We start from the raw sequence: 13,432 nt of genomic DNA, 5'->3' as shown, positions 1-13,432 counted from the left end.
TATATCGATATAAGGTTTTTTGATGGACATGAATCTTGATCCGCACCTGTTGCGAGCGCTGCTCGTGGTTGCCGAAACGGGTACCGTCAGCGGTGCGGCGGAGAAACTGGCGCGTACCCAGGCAGCGGTCAGCATGCAGCTCAAGCGGCTGGAGGCGGATCTCGGCACGCAGCTTCTCAAGCGTTCGTCACGCGGTGTGTCACTGACCGATTCAGGTGAAATTCTCGTCGCTTACGCCCGCAAGCTCATTGCGCTTGGCCAAGATGCGCGTCAGCAGATCGAGGGACGCCAGCTGGTCGGGCGGGTGAGGCTCGGGCTGATTGAAGATCTTGTCGTTACACGGTTGCCCATTCTGCTGGCGGAATTTCGCAAGAGATTTCCGCAAGTGGAACTTGATCTCGTCACGGCGCACAGCGGCGAACTCAGCCAAAGTCTCCAGTCGGGCAAGCTGGATATTGTTGTTGCCGATCCATCGCGCTTTTCGTTTGCGCCGTTTTTTCACTGGTCGCGGCAACTGGTCTGGAGCGGCAGCCGTTTGATCGATGTCGGTGAGGGCGATCCCATCCCCCTCATCGTCTTCGAAGGCTCCTGCACCTGGCAGGACAAGACAACAGTGGCGTTCGCCAGTGCCGGGGTCGCATGGTCCGTGGCGTGCCGGGTCTCGAGCTATGGTGCGCTCATCGGCGCGTTGCGTGCCGGACTTGGCTATAGTCTCATGTTGCCGGAAAGCCTGCCGCCCGACTGCGAAACCATTGACAGCGGCCGCAATCTGCCGGCGGCGCCAAGTGCCGATTTCGGACTGTTTGTCGGCAAGGACCCATCCAACATCGTGCGGGAACTCGGGGTGTTTTTGCGGGAAAAACTGGTGTCCTGACTCCCGCAGTCAGGACACTCCCGTCTTGGGATATGTTATTTCGCGGCCGGCTTGAGCGAACCGATGATTGCCAGGAGTTCGGGGGCGTGTTTTTCCTGTGTGCCCTTGGAACCCCAATAGGTGATGACAAGGAGCTTGTCCGGTGTGGGCGCGGCAAATGACAATCCGATGTTCACGGCGCCTTCCTTGTCCGTGCCGCTCCAGTCCAGATTGGTCATGTCCATTCCGTTGATCTGGTCCGTTGAGGTCTTCTTGGTGGAGTCATCGATCTTCACGCCGTTTTCCGTCAGAAAATCGATGGCATCACTGATCACCTTGTCGGATGTTTTGGCATCGGCCACATCGACGGAGAGATAGATGGCCGAATCATCGGATGTGGCGTCGATCCCACCTTCGGTTTCCTTGGGTCCCCAGCTATTCGGGATGGTGATCGACGCAACCGGCGCCTCGCTCGGAAATGTGAGGGTCGCGGCGGGCGCTGCAGCAGGCGCCAGTGCGATCATGGTCGCCAGCAAAATTTTCTTCATATGAATTCCCCTTGGGTTGTAACGCAGAGCATTGCGAATTGCGGACTATTCCCAATTCGCTTTTTTCTTTCAGGTTTTCTAGGTATATTAGAAGTATATCTGCGGATTATTGCATATATATGAACAATAACAATGGTAATTCCTGGTAATTTTCACCAAGAACAAAAAATTTATTTCTGCGTATGTTAAATATCACCCCTGAGATTGAATATTGATCTTCAGAAGAAGCGGAGCGTTCAAAACATCTTTCGATAAACTACAAAGCCGGAATGGTCCGCCACTTTGTTGTAGAGTTCCATGGCGGTGTGATTGGTCTCGTGGGTGAGCCAATAAACACGAGGGGACCCTGCAAGCTGCGCCCGTTCGTAAACGCCGTTGATCAGGGCTCTGCCGACGCCCTTTCCCCGTGCCGCCTCGTTGGTGAACAGGTCTTGCAGATAGCAGTTTGGTGCAATCGAAATGGTGCTGCGGTGAAAGATGTAGTGCGTCAGCCCCAGGAGCTGTCCGCCGCTCTCCGCAACAAGGGCATTGACCGGCTCATAGGCATCGAAGAATCGCTCCCACGTTGTGCGGGTGATGTCCGCCGCCAGCGCTGTCGGGCCCGACCGTCCGTAAAACGCATTGTAACCATCCCAAAGTGGCAGCCACTGGTCATAATCCTGACGGGTAACGGGGCGAACGAGAAGATCGTTGGTCATGTGTTCATCCTGCATTCTCGGGGAAAGTGTGGGGGCGGTCGGCTGGAAGGAAGCTAAAACACGAAACGGCCCGGGGACAATGGGTATTTCAGATATTTTTGGTGTTGCCGGCGCGCGGGGCAGGCACGCGTACCGGCGATGGTTTTATTGATCTTGGCCAGAACAGCCTGCTCTCGCCCTCATATATTCTGACGCCGCTTGATCGTCATCAGGCGTTCGTAGAGTTTCAGACGTTTTGGCCGCCTCCTGCGGATCGACAGGAGGGAGCCGGACAGGAGAGCCGGCTGCAGGCAGACGGAATTGAGATGGATGAGCTTTTCACCGCGAATCGTCCAGGTGTGGAGAAATGGTACCGTCGCATCGCCTTCATGCATCTTGAGATGAACGAGTGCGTGTACTTCGTCATCCTGGCAATTCAGGGTTTCATAGACGACGGATGTCGGTTCGAGGTAGAGCGAATACTGGCGCACGCATGTGCTCAGATAGTGTTCCGGGCCGGTGTAAACGCCGCCCCATGGCACGCTGTCGCCGATGCGGGCCACGAAATCGCTGTCAAGCAAGGGGGCCATGGATTGCGGCCCGTCGCTGCGTGTTTTTTCGTAGACGAGCCGGATCAGGGCTCTGTTCTTGTCCTTGATGTTTCCGTTCATTTTTTGTTTTGGTCCCCACGGCACCGCTTGTTGACGGTTCCGGCCCAATCTTACTGCGGTCTGATCGACGGGTATAGGCCCACGACTGTCCCTGTCGGGCGCTTGGACGGCCGATTGGCGATTGGCAGATGTGAATGGTTGAGCTGATGGTGAGCGCGCGGGGGTTCGAACCCCGGACCTACTGATTAAAAGTCAGTTGCTCTACCGGCTGAGCTACGCGCTCCCACGCAGGGAAGGCGCTTGCGCTACCCCTTGGGAATTGCGGCGGAACATAGGGATGACATCGGCATTGGTCAACAGCTATTCTGCACTGTTTTTGCAAGATTAAGCCCTGCTTTTGCCCTGTCCACGGTTTTTCCGGGCATCGGAGGCATTTTACGCGGGGTTAGCGCTGCCGGTGGCGACAATCACAGCGCATCCGTGTGCCGAACTGGCGAAAAGGTGATTGGAATTTGTAGGGGATTCGGCCTATGGCAGCTTCCATCAGAATTGAAATGCCAAACGAGGAGCGCATATGGCGCTTGATGTATCCTATCTGACCGCTGCCGGTGCCGGTGCGCTGTCGTTCTTATCTCCCTGTGTATTGCCGCTGGTGCCGCCTTATCTCTGCTACATGGCCGGCGTGACGGTGGAGGATTTCCGTTCCGATCAGCCTGCTGCCCGCGTTTCACCGGTGCGGCAGGCGCTGTTGCTTTCATCCTTCTGTTTCGTTCTCGGGTTTTCGACTGTTTTCGTGCTGCTGGGGGCGGGCGCCTCGACGATTGGCGGGCTGCTGCGCATGTGGCAGCAGGAGATCGCCATTGCCGCCGGTGTCGTCATCATCCTGATGGGGCTGAATTTCCTTGGCGTGTTCCGCCTTGCCTTCCTGTCGCGCGAAGCGCGGTTCCAGACCAGGGGCAAGCCGGCAAACCCGCTGGCAGCCTATGTCATGGGACTGGCCTTCGCCTTCGGCTGGACGCCCTGCATCGGGCCGGTTCTCGGGCCAATCCTCGCCCTTGCGGGCGGCCGCGATACGGTTTCCGATGGGGCACTGCTGCTTGCCATCTATTCGCTGGGCCTCGGCATTCCCTTTATCATTGCCGCCCTGTTTTCCGGCTACTTCATGCGGTTCCTCACGCGCTTCCGCATGCATCTCGGCAAGGTGGAAAAGGTGATGGGCGGGCTGCTGGTCATCACCGGCGTGTTGTTCCTGACCGGCGGATTGCAGACATTCTCTTTCTGGCTGCTTGAAACATTTCCCATCCTTGGCCAACTCGGCTAAAGAAGCGGAACTTGTTCATGCATTGGCAACCGGGATTATGCCACGATCGGGCGTAAAACTGTGTCGAGCCAAAACGGATCCGGAATTCTGACAATGACATCACGTACCTGCCTCTCGGTCATTCTTGCCGCCGGTGAGGGCACGCGCATGAAATCAGCGCTGCCGAAAGTGCTTCATCCGATCGCCGGTCTGCCCATCGTAGCGCATGTGGCAAAGGCGGTTCACAGCGCCGGGGGCAGCGATATCGCCCTGGTTGTCGGCCGCGGCGCCGATGCGGTGCGTGACGCGGTGCAATCGGTGGTTTCCCATGTCACGGTGCACGAACAGACTGAACGGCTCGGCACCGCCCACGCGGTTCTCGCTGCCCGCGATGCGATCGCGCGCGGCTATGACGATATCCTTGTGGTGTTCGGCGATACGCCCCTCATTGAAACTGCCGCCTTGGATCGGGCACGGGCCAAATTGGCCAGGGGTGCCGATGTCGTTGTCATGGGCTTCCGGCCGGACAATCCGGCGGGGTATGGCCGGCTGATCGAAAAGGGCGGCAAGCTGATCGCCATCCGCGAAGACAAGGATGCCAGCGAAGACGAGAAAAAAATCGGTTTCTGCAATGGCGGCCTGATGGCCTTGCACGGCGACAGTGCCCTGCAGCTCCTGGACAAGGTCACCAATGCCAATGCCAAGGGCGAATATTATCTGACGGACGTGGTTGAAATCGGCAATGCACTGGGAAAATCCGTCGTTGCCATCGATATTGCCGTCGACAATGTCATCGGCATCAACACCCGCGTCGAGCTGGCGGAAGCCGAAGCCATCTGGCAGAACCGCAAGCGGCGGGCAATGATGCTCGCTGGCGTTAGTATGCAGGCGCCGGAGACCGTGTTTTTTGCCCACGACACGTTGATTGAAGCCGATGCGGTGCTGGAACCGCATATTGTCTTCGGTTTGGGGGTGTCGGTTGCGACAGGCGCCGTCATTCACGCCTTTTCCCATCTGGAACGGGCGAAGGTGGGGCCGGGTGCCAATGTCGGCCCGTTCGCCCGGCTGCGTCCGGGCGCCGATCTTGCTGCCAATGCCAAGGTTGGAAATTTCGTCGAGGTCAAGAACACCAGGATCGGCGTCGGCGCAAAGGTCAGCCATTTGACCTATCTCGGTGATGCCACGGTCGGTGCCGATGCCAATATTGGTGCCGGAACGATCACCTGCAATTATGACGGCTACAACAAGGCTTTGACGGAGATCGGGGTCGGTGCTTTTATCGGCTCCAATACGTCGCTGGTTGCGCCGGTTTCGGTGGGCGACAATGCCTATGTCGCTTCGGGCAGCGTGATTACGCAGAATGTCCCGGCGGATGCGCTGGCGTTCGGCCGGGCGCATCAGGTCAACAAGGAAGGCCGGGCGGTTCAGCTGCGCGCAGGCTATGCCGCGCAGAAAAAGGCCAAGAAGGCCGCGGAATAACGCATTGGCAGTTCATGCCAGACATTGAAACGGAATTTGACTTCCTGCCGGTACGGATTCCCTCTAGGCAGGTTGAAATCGAGACCCTGAGCCATCGGAGCTTTTTATGTGCGGTATTGTAGGAATTATCGGACGCGAGCAGGTTGCGCCTTTACTGGTGGACGCGTTGAAACGCTTGGAATATCGCGGCTATGATTCCGCCGGTGTTGCAACGCTGGACGAGGGTGTCCTCGACCGGCGGCGCGCCGAAGGCAAGCTCGTCAATCTCGATACGCTGCTGAAGGACCAGCCGCTTTCCGGAACCATCGGCATCGGCCACACCCGCTGGGCCACGCATGGCGCGCCGACGGTGCGCAATGCGCACCCGCATACCACGCCGCGTCTTGCGGTCATTCACAACGGCATTATCGAGAATTTTGCCGAACTGCGCAGCATGCTGGAAAAAGACGGCTACGTCTTCGAGACCGAAACCGATACGGAGACGGTCGCGCACCTGGTGACACGTGCGCTGGATCGCGGTCTTGCTCCGGTTGAAGCCGTTCGCCAGACTTTGCCGCAGCTGCGCGGTGCCTTTGCCATTGCCATTATGTTCAAGGGCGAAGACGACCTGCTGATCGCGGCCCGCAACGGTCCGCCGCTTGCGGTCGGTTATGGCGACGGCGAGATGTATCTGGGCTCGGATGCCATTGCGCTTGCCCCGTTCACCGACCGCCTGTCCTATCTGGAGGACGGCGACTGGGCCGTGCTGACGCGCAAGGGTGTGGTGATCTATGACGAGGCCGGCGCAACCGTGCAGCGCCGCATCGAAAAATCAGCCGGTACGGCGTTCCTCGTCAGCAAAGGCAATCACCGGCACTTCATGGAAAAGGAAATCCATGAACAGCCCGAAGTCATCTCCCATACGCTGGCCAATTATCTCGATTTTTCCAAGGGCATTATCCGCAGCGATGCGGCACCCGTCGATTTTGCCAGGGTCGACCGGATTGCAGCCTCCGCCTGCGGAACGGCTTACTATGCCGGACTGATCGGCAAATACTGGTTTGAGCAGATCGCTCGGCTTCCCGTCGATATCGATGTGGCCTCGGAATTCCGCTATCGTGAAATGCCCTTGTCCAAGGACAGCCTTGCGCTGTTTGTCTCCCAGTCCGGCGAAACCGCCGATACGCTGGCGTCGCTGCGCTACTGCAAGCAGCAGGGATTGACCATCAGTTCTGTGGTCAATGTGCGGGAATCGACCATGGCGCGCGAGTCGGACACCATTTTCCCGACCTTGGCCGGTCCGGAAGTCGGCGTTGCCTCCACCAAGGCGTTCACCTGCCAGTTGTCGGTACTCGCGTCGCTTGCGGTTATTGCCGGCAAGATGCGCGGGACCATTTCGGAAGAAGACGAGCGCCGTCTGGTGCATGAACTCTCCGAAATTCCGCGCTATGCGACACAGGCCCTGAAGCTCGAGCAGCAGATGGAGGCGATCAGCCGCGATCTCTCGCAGGTGAAGCATGCGCTTTATCTCGGCCGTGGCACGAGTTTCCCGCTGGCGCTGGAAGGCGCGCTGAAGTTGAAGGAAATTTCCTATATTCATGCGGAGGGGTATGCCGCGGGCGAGTTGAAACATGGCCCGATCGCGCTGATCGATGAATCCATGCCGGTCATCGTCATTGCCCCCTATGATCACTGGTTTGAAAAGACCGTATCGAACATGCAGGAAGTGGCGGCGCGCGGCGGCAAGATCATCCTGATCACCGATGAGCGCGGCGCGGCGGCAAGCACGCTGAAAACCATGCATACGGTCATTCTGCCGGATATGCCCGAAATCATCACGCCGATCATCTATGCGCTGCCGATCCAGATGCTGGCTTACTACACGGCGGTGTTCATGGGAACGGACGTGGATCAGCCGCGCAATCTGGCAAAATCGGTCACGGTGGAATAGTTCATCCGGCGCGAAGCAGCCGGACGGCTTCATCGCGCTCGAAGAGATAGAGCAGGACGCGCAAGGCTTCACCGCGCGCGCTCTGCAGTTCCGGATCACGCCCGAGAATATAGCGCGCATCCTTTCTGGCGATTTCGAGAAGCTCCTGATGCGCCTCGATGCTGGCGAGGCGAAAGCCCGGCGTGCCGGATTGGCGGGTGCCCAGCAATTCGCCTTCGCCGCGCAGCTTCAGGTCTTCCTCGGCAATGCGGAAACCGTCTTCCGTCTCGCGCATGATTTCCAGGCGCGCCCGGGCCACTTCGCCGAGCGGGCCCTTGTAGAGCAGCAGGCAGGTCGATGGCTTGTCACCGCGCCCGACACGCCCGCGCAGCTGATGCAGCTGGGCAAGACCGAACCGCTCGGCATGCTCGATCACGATGATTGTTGCATCGGGCACATCCACGCCCACTTCGATGACTGTGGTTGCAATCAGCAGGCGTGTCTCGCCATTCTTGAAGGCCAGCATGGCGGCGTCTTTTTCTGGCCCGGTCATGCGGCCATGGACAAGGCCGATCTGATTGCCCAGCAAGGGCTGCAGCGACTGGAAACGCTCTTCGGCTGAAACCAGGTCGACCAGCTCCGATTCCTCGACCAGCGGGCAGATCCAGTAGATTTTCTGCCCGTCGGCGATGGCGCGGCGCATGCGGTCGACCAATTCGCTCAAGCGCTCCATCGGCAGGATGGCAGTGGTAATTGGTCGGCGCCCGGCGGGTTTTTCTGTCAGTTTCGACACATCCATATCGCCGAAAGCGGTCAGAACCAGCGTGCGCGGAATGGGCGTCGCTGTCATGACCAGCATATCCGGTGCAGATCCTTTGGATTGAAGCAGCAATCGTTGGTGGACACCGAACCGATGTTGTTCATCAATGATTACAAAGACAAGGTCGTGGTAGTTCACCTTTTCCTGAAAGAGCGCATGCGTGCCGATGACGATGTGGATAGCGCCAGAACGCAGGCCGTCAAGAATGTCTTCACGCTCGCGGCCCTTTTCCCGGCCGGTCAACAGGGCTGTCCGCAGGCCCGCCTTGGCCGCAAGCGGCGCAATGGTGGCATAGTGCTGCCGGGCCAGAACTTCCGTGGGCACCATCAGCGCGGATTGTCCGCCGGATTCGGCGGCGTGCGCCATGGCCAGAAGGCCGACGATGGTTTTACCGGATCCCACGTCACCCTGCAGCAGTCTGAGCATCCGTTCCGGCTGGCGCAGATCGGCGATAATTTCCTTGATCGCCTGCTGCTGGCTGCCCGTCAGATCATAGGGCAAGGCCGCGATGACTCTGGCTTTCAGGCTGCCGTCGCCCTCCAGCTTGCGGCCGGACAGCCGGCGGGTTTTCAGGCGCACGAGCGCGAGAGCCAGCTGACCTGCCAGAAACTCGTCATAGGCAAGCCGCTGGCGCGCGGGATGATCCAGCGCGATATCGGAAGGGTCCTGCGGCCGATGAATCGTTTCAAGCGCCTGCCGGTGCGCGGGAAACGCGTGTTTTGCCAGCACGGGCGCTTCGATCCACTCAGGCATTTCCGGTGTGCGTGCCAGCGCTTCGTGTATGCCGCGTGCAAGGACCTTGGGCGACAGGCCCGCCGTCAGCGGATAAACCGGTTCGACCAGCGGCAACGACGCTGCATCGGCGATGCTGGCGATATGGTCGGGGTGAACCATGGTCGGACGGCCGTTGAACCATTCCATGCGGCCGGAGACGATGACGGTTTCACCCACGGGCAGAGCGTTTTCAAGCCACGCCTTTTTGGCATGAAAGAAAACAAGCCCTATTTCTCCCGTATCGTCATGGGCAAAAACCCGGTGCGGCACGTTGCTTCGCCCGCTTGGTGCCGGCTGATGGCGGTCGACACGCAGTTCCAGCGTGACGATGGCGCCTTCCGGTGCATGGGCGATGCCGGGACGATTGCGCCGGTCGATGACACTGTTGGGCGGCAGGTAGACCAGATTGCCGACGCGCGGTTCGGTTCCGGGTGGCTGCGTTCCCAGCAGCGTGGCAAGCAGATCAGTCACTTTCGGCCCGATGCCGGGCAGCGAGCGAACGGAAGCAAAAAGGGGATCGAGCAGTGAAGGACGCATTCCCTAGGTTTAACGTCTTCAAAGCGTGTTGCAAGGCTGACAGCGGCGCCAATGCGCGCTATACCCAGCCGCAATCCTTTGGCTTCCCGCCCATCGAAGCCTTTTCACGATATTTCAAGGGAGACTGTCCATGACCGGAAGCAGTCGTTCAACAGTTGATCTGCCGCCAAGACAGCGCAAAATCCTCTTCCGTTCCTGGCATCGCGGCATGCGCGAGATGGATCTGATTCTCGGGCAGTTTGCCGATGCGCACATCGAAAGCCTGACGGAGGCGGAACTCGACCAGTATGAAGCGCTGATGGAAGCGCTCGACCGCGACCTGCTGAAATGGGTTACCGGGGAAGCCGAGGTTCCCGAAGAATTCGATACGCCGATCTTTCACAGGATTCTGGCTTCCCGCAACGCTATGAAATTCTGATTCGACATGAATGCCTTTTCCAAACTCGGACTGAAACCGGATATCAACGGACACGTCGTCATTGATGGTGTGGTCGACGGATATGAAGCATTTGCGCTTGCCAAGGTGGTCGCCGAGGCGGGAGCGGGCGGTCCCGTGCTGTTCATCGCCAGCGATGGTCAGCGCGTTGCCGACATCGAACAGGTGCTGGGCTTCGTTCAGCCCGATCTGCCGGTGCTGCAACTGCCCGCCTGGGACTGCCTGCCCTATGACCGCGTGTCACCCGGTTCGGACACGGCGGCGCGGCGCCTGGCGGCGCTGGCCGGCCTTGCGGCGCTGCGCGATCAGAAACACCCCGGCGTTATCCTTGCGACTGCCAATGCGGTGCTGCAAAAGCTGCCACCGCGTAAAGTCCTGGCCGAACAGCTCTTTCTCGCGAAGCCCGGCAACAGAATTGACATGAGCGCGCTTGTTCAACGTCTTGAAAACAATGGGTTTGAGCGCGTTTCAACAGTTCGGGATGTGGGCGAGTATGCCGTGCGCGGCGGCATTCTCGACCTGTTCGTGCCCGGCGCCGAAGAGCCGCTGCGGCTTGATTTCTTCGGGGACACGCTGGAATCCATCCGCACATTCGATGCCGCATCACAGCGCACATCCAGCCAGAAAACCGAATTCTCCATGCAGCCGATGAGCGAAATCACGCTCTCGCCGGAGACGATCAGCCGGTTCCGCTCGCACTATGTGCAGAAATTCGGGGCGCCGTCGCGCGATGACGCGCTGTATCAGGCGATATCGGAAGGCCGCCGCTTTGCCGGCATGGAGCACTGGCTGCCGCTGTTCTACGAGCGCATGGAAACCGTCTTCGACCATGCGGGCCGCATGCCCGTCATCTTCGACCATCTGGCGCATGAGGCGATGGCTGAACGCCACAAGATGGTGGTCGATCACTATGAGGCGCGCAAGAAGCAGTCGGATGGCACGGAACCGGGCGAGGCGGTGCCCTACAAGCCCGTCGAGCCGGGCTCGCTCTACCTGACACCGGCGGAGGTGGAAGCTGCGGCGGTGGCCTCGGGCATGCGGGTCGACTTCTCGCCGTTCGATGCGCCGTTCGCGACCGGCCGCTCCGTCATTCACGCCGGCGCGCATCGCGGGCGTACCTTTGTCGAGGAACGCACGGCCAAGGACGCCAATGTGTTTGACAGTGTGGTCAAGCATATCGCCGATGAGCGGGCCGCCGGCAAAAAAGTGCTGCTGGCCGCATGGAGTGAGGGTTCGCGTGACCGGCTCATCCAGGTTCTGAACGAGCACGGGCTGGAAAAGATCGAACTGGTCGAAGACCTGCGCACGGTCAAGGCGCTGGCGCGCGACAAGATCACGGCGGGCATCCTGTCGCTGGAAACCGGTTTCGACGCGGGCGATCTCGTTGTCGTCGCCGAACAGGATATTCTGGGCGACCGGCTCATTCGCCGTTCCAAGCGCCGCAAGCGCGATCAGGATTTCATCAGCGAAGTGGCGGCGCTGAATGCCGGCGATATTGTCGTGCACGTCGACCATGGTATCGGCCGATTTGTCGGCCTGCGGACGATCACGGCGGCCGGTGCGCCGCATGATTGCCTGGAAATCCACTATGCGGGCGATGACCGTCTGTTCCTTCCGGTTGAAAACATCGAACTCCTGTCCCGGTTCGGCTCGGAGAGCTCGACGGCGGTGCTCGACAAGCTGGGCGGTGGGGCCTGGCAGGCGCGCAAGGCCAAGCTGAAGAAACGCCTGCTGGAGATTGCCGGTCATCTCATCCGCATCGCCGCCGAGCGGCAGATGCGCGGCGCGCCCGTGCTTACGCCGCCCGATGGGCTTTATGGCGAGTTTGCCGCGCGTTTCCCCTATGAGGAGACGGAAGATCAGGACCGGGCCATTGAGGCCGTCATCGATGATCTTTCGCTTGGCAAGCCGATGGACCGGCTGATTTGCGGCGATGTGGGCTTCGGCAAGACGGAAGTTGCCCTGCGTGCCGCCTTCGTCGCGGCGCTCAACGGGGTTCAGGTGGCCGTGGTCGTGCCAACCACGCTGTTGTCGCGCCAGCATTACAAGACCTTTTCAACGCGCTTCCAGGGATTGCCGGTCAATGTGGCGCAGGCGTCGCGGCTGGTGGGCGCCAAGGAACTGGCCGAGAACAAGAAGGGTATTGCCGAAGGACAGGTCGATATTGTGGTCGGCACCCATGCCTTGCTCGGGCAGGGCATCAAGTTCAAGAATCTCGGTCTTCTGATCATCGATGAAGAGCAGCATTTCGGCGTCAAGCACAAGGAACGGCTGAAGGATCTCAAATCCGACGTCCACGTGCTGACCCTGTCGGCAACGCCGATCCCGCGCACATTGCAGCTGGCGCTGACCGGCGTTCGCGAATTGTCGCTCATCACCACGCCACCGGTCGACCGCATGGCCGTACGCACGTTCGTCTCACCATTCGATCCGCTGGTTATCCGCGAAACATTGCTGCGCGAGCGTTATCGCGGCGGTCAGAGCTTCTATGTCTGCCCGCGCATTTCGGACCTCAACGAGATCAAGGAATTTCTGGATTCGCAGGTGCCGGAGCTGAAAGTTGCCGTCGCGCACGGGCAGATGCCGCCCGGTGAGCTCGATGACATCATGAATGCCTTCTATGACGGGCAGTATGATGTGCTGTTGTCGACGACAATCGTGGAATCGGGCCTCGATATTCCGACGGCCAACACGCTGATCATCCACCGCGCCGACATGTTCGGTCTTGCCCAGCTCTACCAGTTGCGCGGCCGTGTCGGCCGGTCGAAGCAGCGCGCTTTTGCCCTGTTCACGCTGCCCGCCAACAAGATGCTGACGCAGATGGCCGACCGGCGGCTGAAAGTGCTGCAATCGCTCGATACGCTCGGCGCCGGTTTCCAGCTGGCGAGCCACGACATGGATATTCGCGGTGCGGGCAATCTGCTCGGCGAAGAACAGTCCGGCCATATCAAGGAAGTCGGCTTCGAACTCTACCAGCAGATGCTGGAAGAGGCGGTCGCGGAGATCAAGGGCACGGGCGAGGTCGAGGATGGTCACTGGTCGCCGCAGATTGCGGTCGGTACGGCGGTGATGATTCCGGAAACCTACGTGCCGGACCTGCAATTGCGGCTGGGGCTGTATCGCCGTCTCGCCGATCTGGAGGAACTGCAGGATATTGACGGCTTTGGCGCCGAGCTGATCGACCGGTTCGGACCCTTGCCGGATGAAGTGCAGCATCTTCTCAAGATTGTCTACATCAAGGCGCTGTGCCGCCGTGCCAATGTCGACAAGCTCGATGCCGGGCCGAAGGGCATCGTCATCCAGTTCCGCAACAAGACGTTCAGCAATCCGGCGGCATTGGTGAAGATGATCGGCGAGCAGGGCTCGATGGCGAAAATCCGCCCGGACCAGAGCATCGTGTTCGTACGCGATTGGCCAACGGCGGAAAAGCGCCTGAATGGCGCGGCCGTCGTGATGACCCAGCTGGCGAAACTGGCCGCAGCGTAGCG

10 protein-coding genes and 1 tRNA gene are annotated in these 13,432 nt (G+C 59.7%); 6 read left to right on the top strand and 5 right to left on the bottom strand.

The features are described from left to right. The first annotated feature begins 22 nt into the window (after window positions 1-22). The gene (locus ACP7B1_RS08440) at window positions 23-874 is read left to right on the top strand and encodes a LysR family transcriptional regulator (RefSeq protein ID WP_346305122.1); all 852 of its coding nucleotides are present in this window, start codon (window positions 23-25) and stop codon (window positions 872-874) included. Window positions 875-909: 35 nt separating this feature from the next. Here the strand turns inward: ACP7B1_RS08440 and ACP7B1_RS08435 are convergent, their stop codons facing one another. From ACP7B1_RS08435 to ACP7B1_RS08420, 4 genes are all read right to left on the bottom strand, one after another. Further along, window positions 910-1,401 (bottom strand): histidine kinase, encoded by a 492-nt coding sequence (locus tag ACP7B1_RS08435; protein ID WP_223613306.1) that lies wholly within the window; start codon window positions 1,399-1,401, stop codon window positions 910-912. Window positions 1,402-1,637: 236 nt separating this feature from the next. Further along, window positions 1,638-2,099 carry a GNAT family N-acetyltransferase gene (locus ACP7B1_RS08430; RefSeq protein ID WP_223613307.1) on the bottom strand — a complete coding sequence of 154 codons (462 nt, stop codon included), beginning with the start codon at window positions 2,097-2,099 and terminating at the stop codon, window positions 1,638-1,640. Window positions 2,100-2,278: 179 nt separating this feature from the next. Next, a complete protein-coding gene (locus tag ACP7B1_RS08425) occupies window positions 2,279-2,749 on the bottom strand; it encodes a hypothetical protein (RefSeq protein ID WP_223613308.1) in 471 nt (156 codons plus the stop codon). A gap of 147 nt (window positions 2,750-2,896) precedes the next feature. Next, window positions 2,897-2,972 (bottom strand) — tRNA-Lys (locus ACP7B1_RS08420). A gap of 291 nt (window positions 2,973-3,263) precedes the next feature. Here ACP7B1_RS08420 and ACP7B1_RS08415 point away from each other — a divergent pair. The 3 genes from ACP7B1_RS08415 (at window position 3,264) to glmS (ending at window position 7,398) form a co-directional block, all read left to right on the top strand. Beyond that, entirely contained in the window at window positions 3,264-4,010 is a 747-nt protein-coding gene (locus ACP7B1_RS08415) for a cytochrome c biogenesis CcdA family protein (protein ID WP_403174586.1), read from the top strand. A 93-nt stretch (window positions 4,011-4,103) separates the two neighbouring features. After that, window positions 4,104-5,468 (top strand): bifunctional UDP-N-acetylglucosamine diphosphorylase/glucosamine-1-phosphate N-acetyltransferase GlmU, encoded by a 1,365-nt coding sequence (gene glmU, locus ACP7B1_RS08410; RefSeq protein ID WP_346305534.1) that lies wholly within the window; start codon window positions 4,104-4,106, stop codon window positions 5,466-5,468. Between the two features lie 106 nt (window positions 5,469-5,574). Further along, a complete protein-coding gene (gene glmS / locus ACP7B1_RS08405) occupies window positions 5,575-7,398 on the top strand; it encodes a glutamine--fructose-6-phosphate transaminase (isomerizing) (RefSeq protein WP_223613310.1) in 1,824 nt (607 codons plus the stop codon). A gap of 1 nt (window position 7,399) precedes the next feature. On the opposite strand, the gene recG is transcribed toward glmS, so the two are convergent. Continuing rightward, entirely contained in the window at window positions 7,400-9,508 is a 2,109-nt protein-coding gene (gene recG, locus ACP7B1_RS08400; RefSeq protein WP_426136872.1) for an ATP-dependent DNA helicase RecG, read from the bottom strand. Window positions 9,509-9,638: 130 nt separating this feature from the next. Here recG and ACP7B1_RS08395 point away from each other — a divergent pair, with 130 nt between their 5' ends. After that, entirely contained in the window at window positions 9,639-9,926 is a 288-nt protein-coding gene (locus ACP7B1_RS08395) for a succinate dehydrogenase assembly factor 2 (protein ID WP_346307017.1), read from the top strand. Between the two features lie 6 nt (window positions 9,927-9,932). Continuing rightward, entirely contained in the window at window positions 9,933-13,430 is a 3,498-nt protein-coding gene (gene mfd / locus ACP7B1_RS08390; protein WP_346307018.1) for a transcription-repair coupling factor, read from the top strand. The last annotated feature ends 2 nt before the right edge of the window (window positions 13,431-13,432 follow it).

Origin of the sequence: Phyllobacterium sp. SL163 (assembly GCF_049896885.1) — a bacterium.
Lineage (GTDB): Bacteria > Pseudomonadota > Alphaproteobacteria > Rhizobiales > Rhizobiaceae > Phyllobacterium > Phyllobacterium calauticae.
This window is presented reverse-complemented; position numbering and strand designations above follow the sequence as displayed.

What these genes read in the sequence shown, in the direction of transcription:
- ACP7B1_RS08440 (WP_346305122.1), top strand. Translation starts at nt 23, where the DNA reads ATGGACATGAATCTTGATCCGCACCTGTTGCGAGCGCTGCTCGTGGTT.
- ACP7B1_RS08435 (WP_223613306.1), bottom strand. Translation starts at nt 1,401, where the DNA reads ATGAAGAAAATTTTGCTGGCGACCATGATCGCACTGGCGCCTGCTGCA.
- ACP7B1_RS08430 (WP_223613307.1), bottom strand. Translation starts at nt 2,099, where the DNA reads ATGACCAACGATCTTCTCGTTCGCCCCGTTACCCGTCAGGATTATGAC.
- ACP7B1_RS08425 (WP_223613308.1), bottom strand. Translation starts at nt 2,749, where the DNA reads ATGAACGGAAACATCAAGGACAAGAACAGAGCCCTGATCCGGCTCGTC.
- ACP7B1_RS08415 (WP_403174586.1), top strand. Translation starts at nt 3,264, where the DNA reads ATGGCGCTTGATGTATCCTATCTGACCGCTGCCGGTGCCGGTGCGCTG.
- glmU (WP_346305534.1), top strand. Translation starts at nt 4,104, where the DNA reads ATGACATCACGTACCTGCCTCTCGGTCATTCTTGCCGCCGGTGAGGGC.
- glmS (WP_223613310.1), top strand. Translation starts at nt 5,575, where the DNA reads ATGTGCGGTATTGTAGGAATTATCGGACGCGAGCAGGTTGCGCCTTTA.
- recG (WP_426136872.1), bottom strand. Translation starts at nt 9,508, where the DNA reads ATGCGTCCTTCACTGCTCGATCCCCTTTTTGCTTCCGTTCGCTCGCTG.
- ACP7B1_RS08395 (WP_346307017.1), top strand. Translation starts at nt 9,639, where the DNA reads ATGACCGGAAGCAGTCGTTCAACAGTTGATCTGCCGCCAAGACAGCGC.
- mfd (WP_346307018.1), top strand. Translation starts at nt 9,933, where the DNA reads ATGAATGCCTTTTCCAAACTCGGACTGAAACCGGATATCAACGGACAC.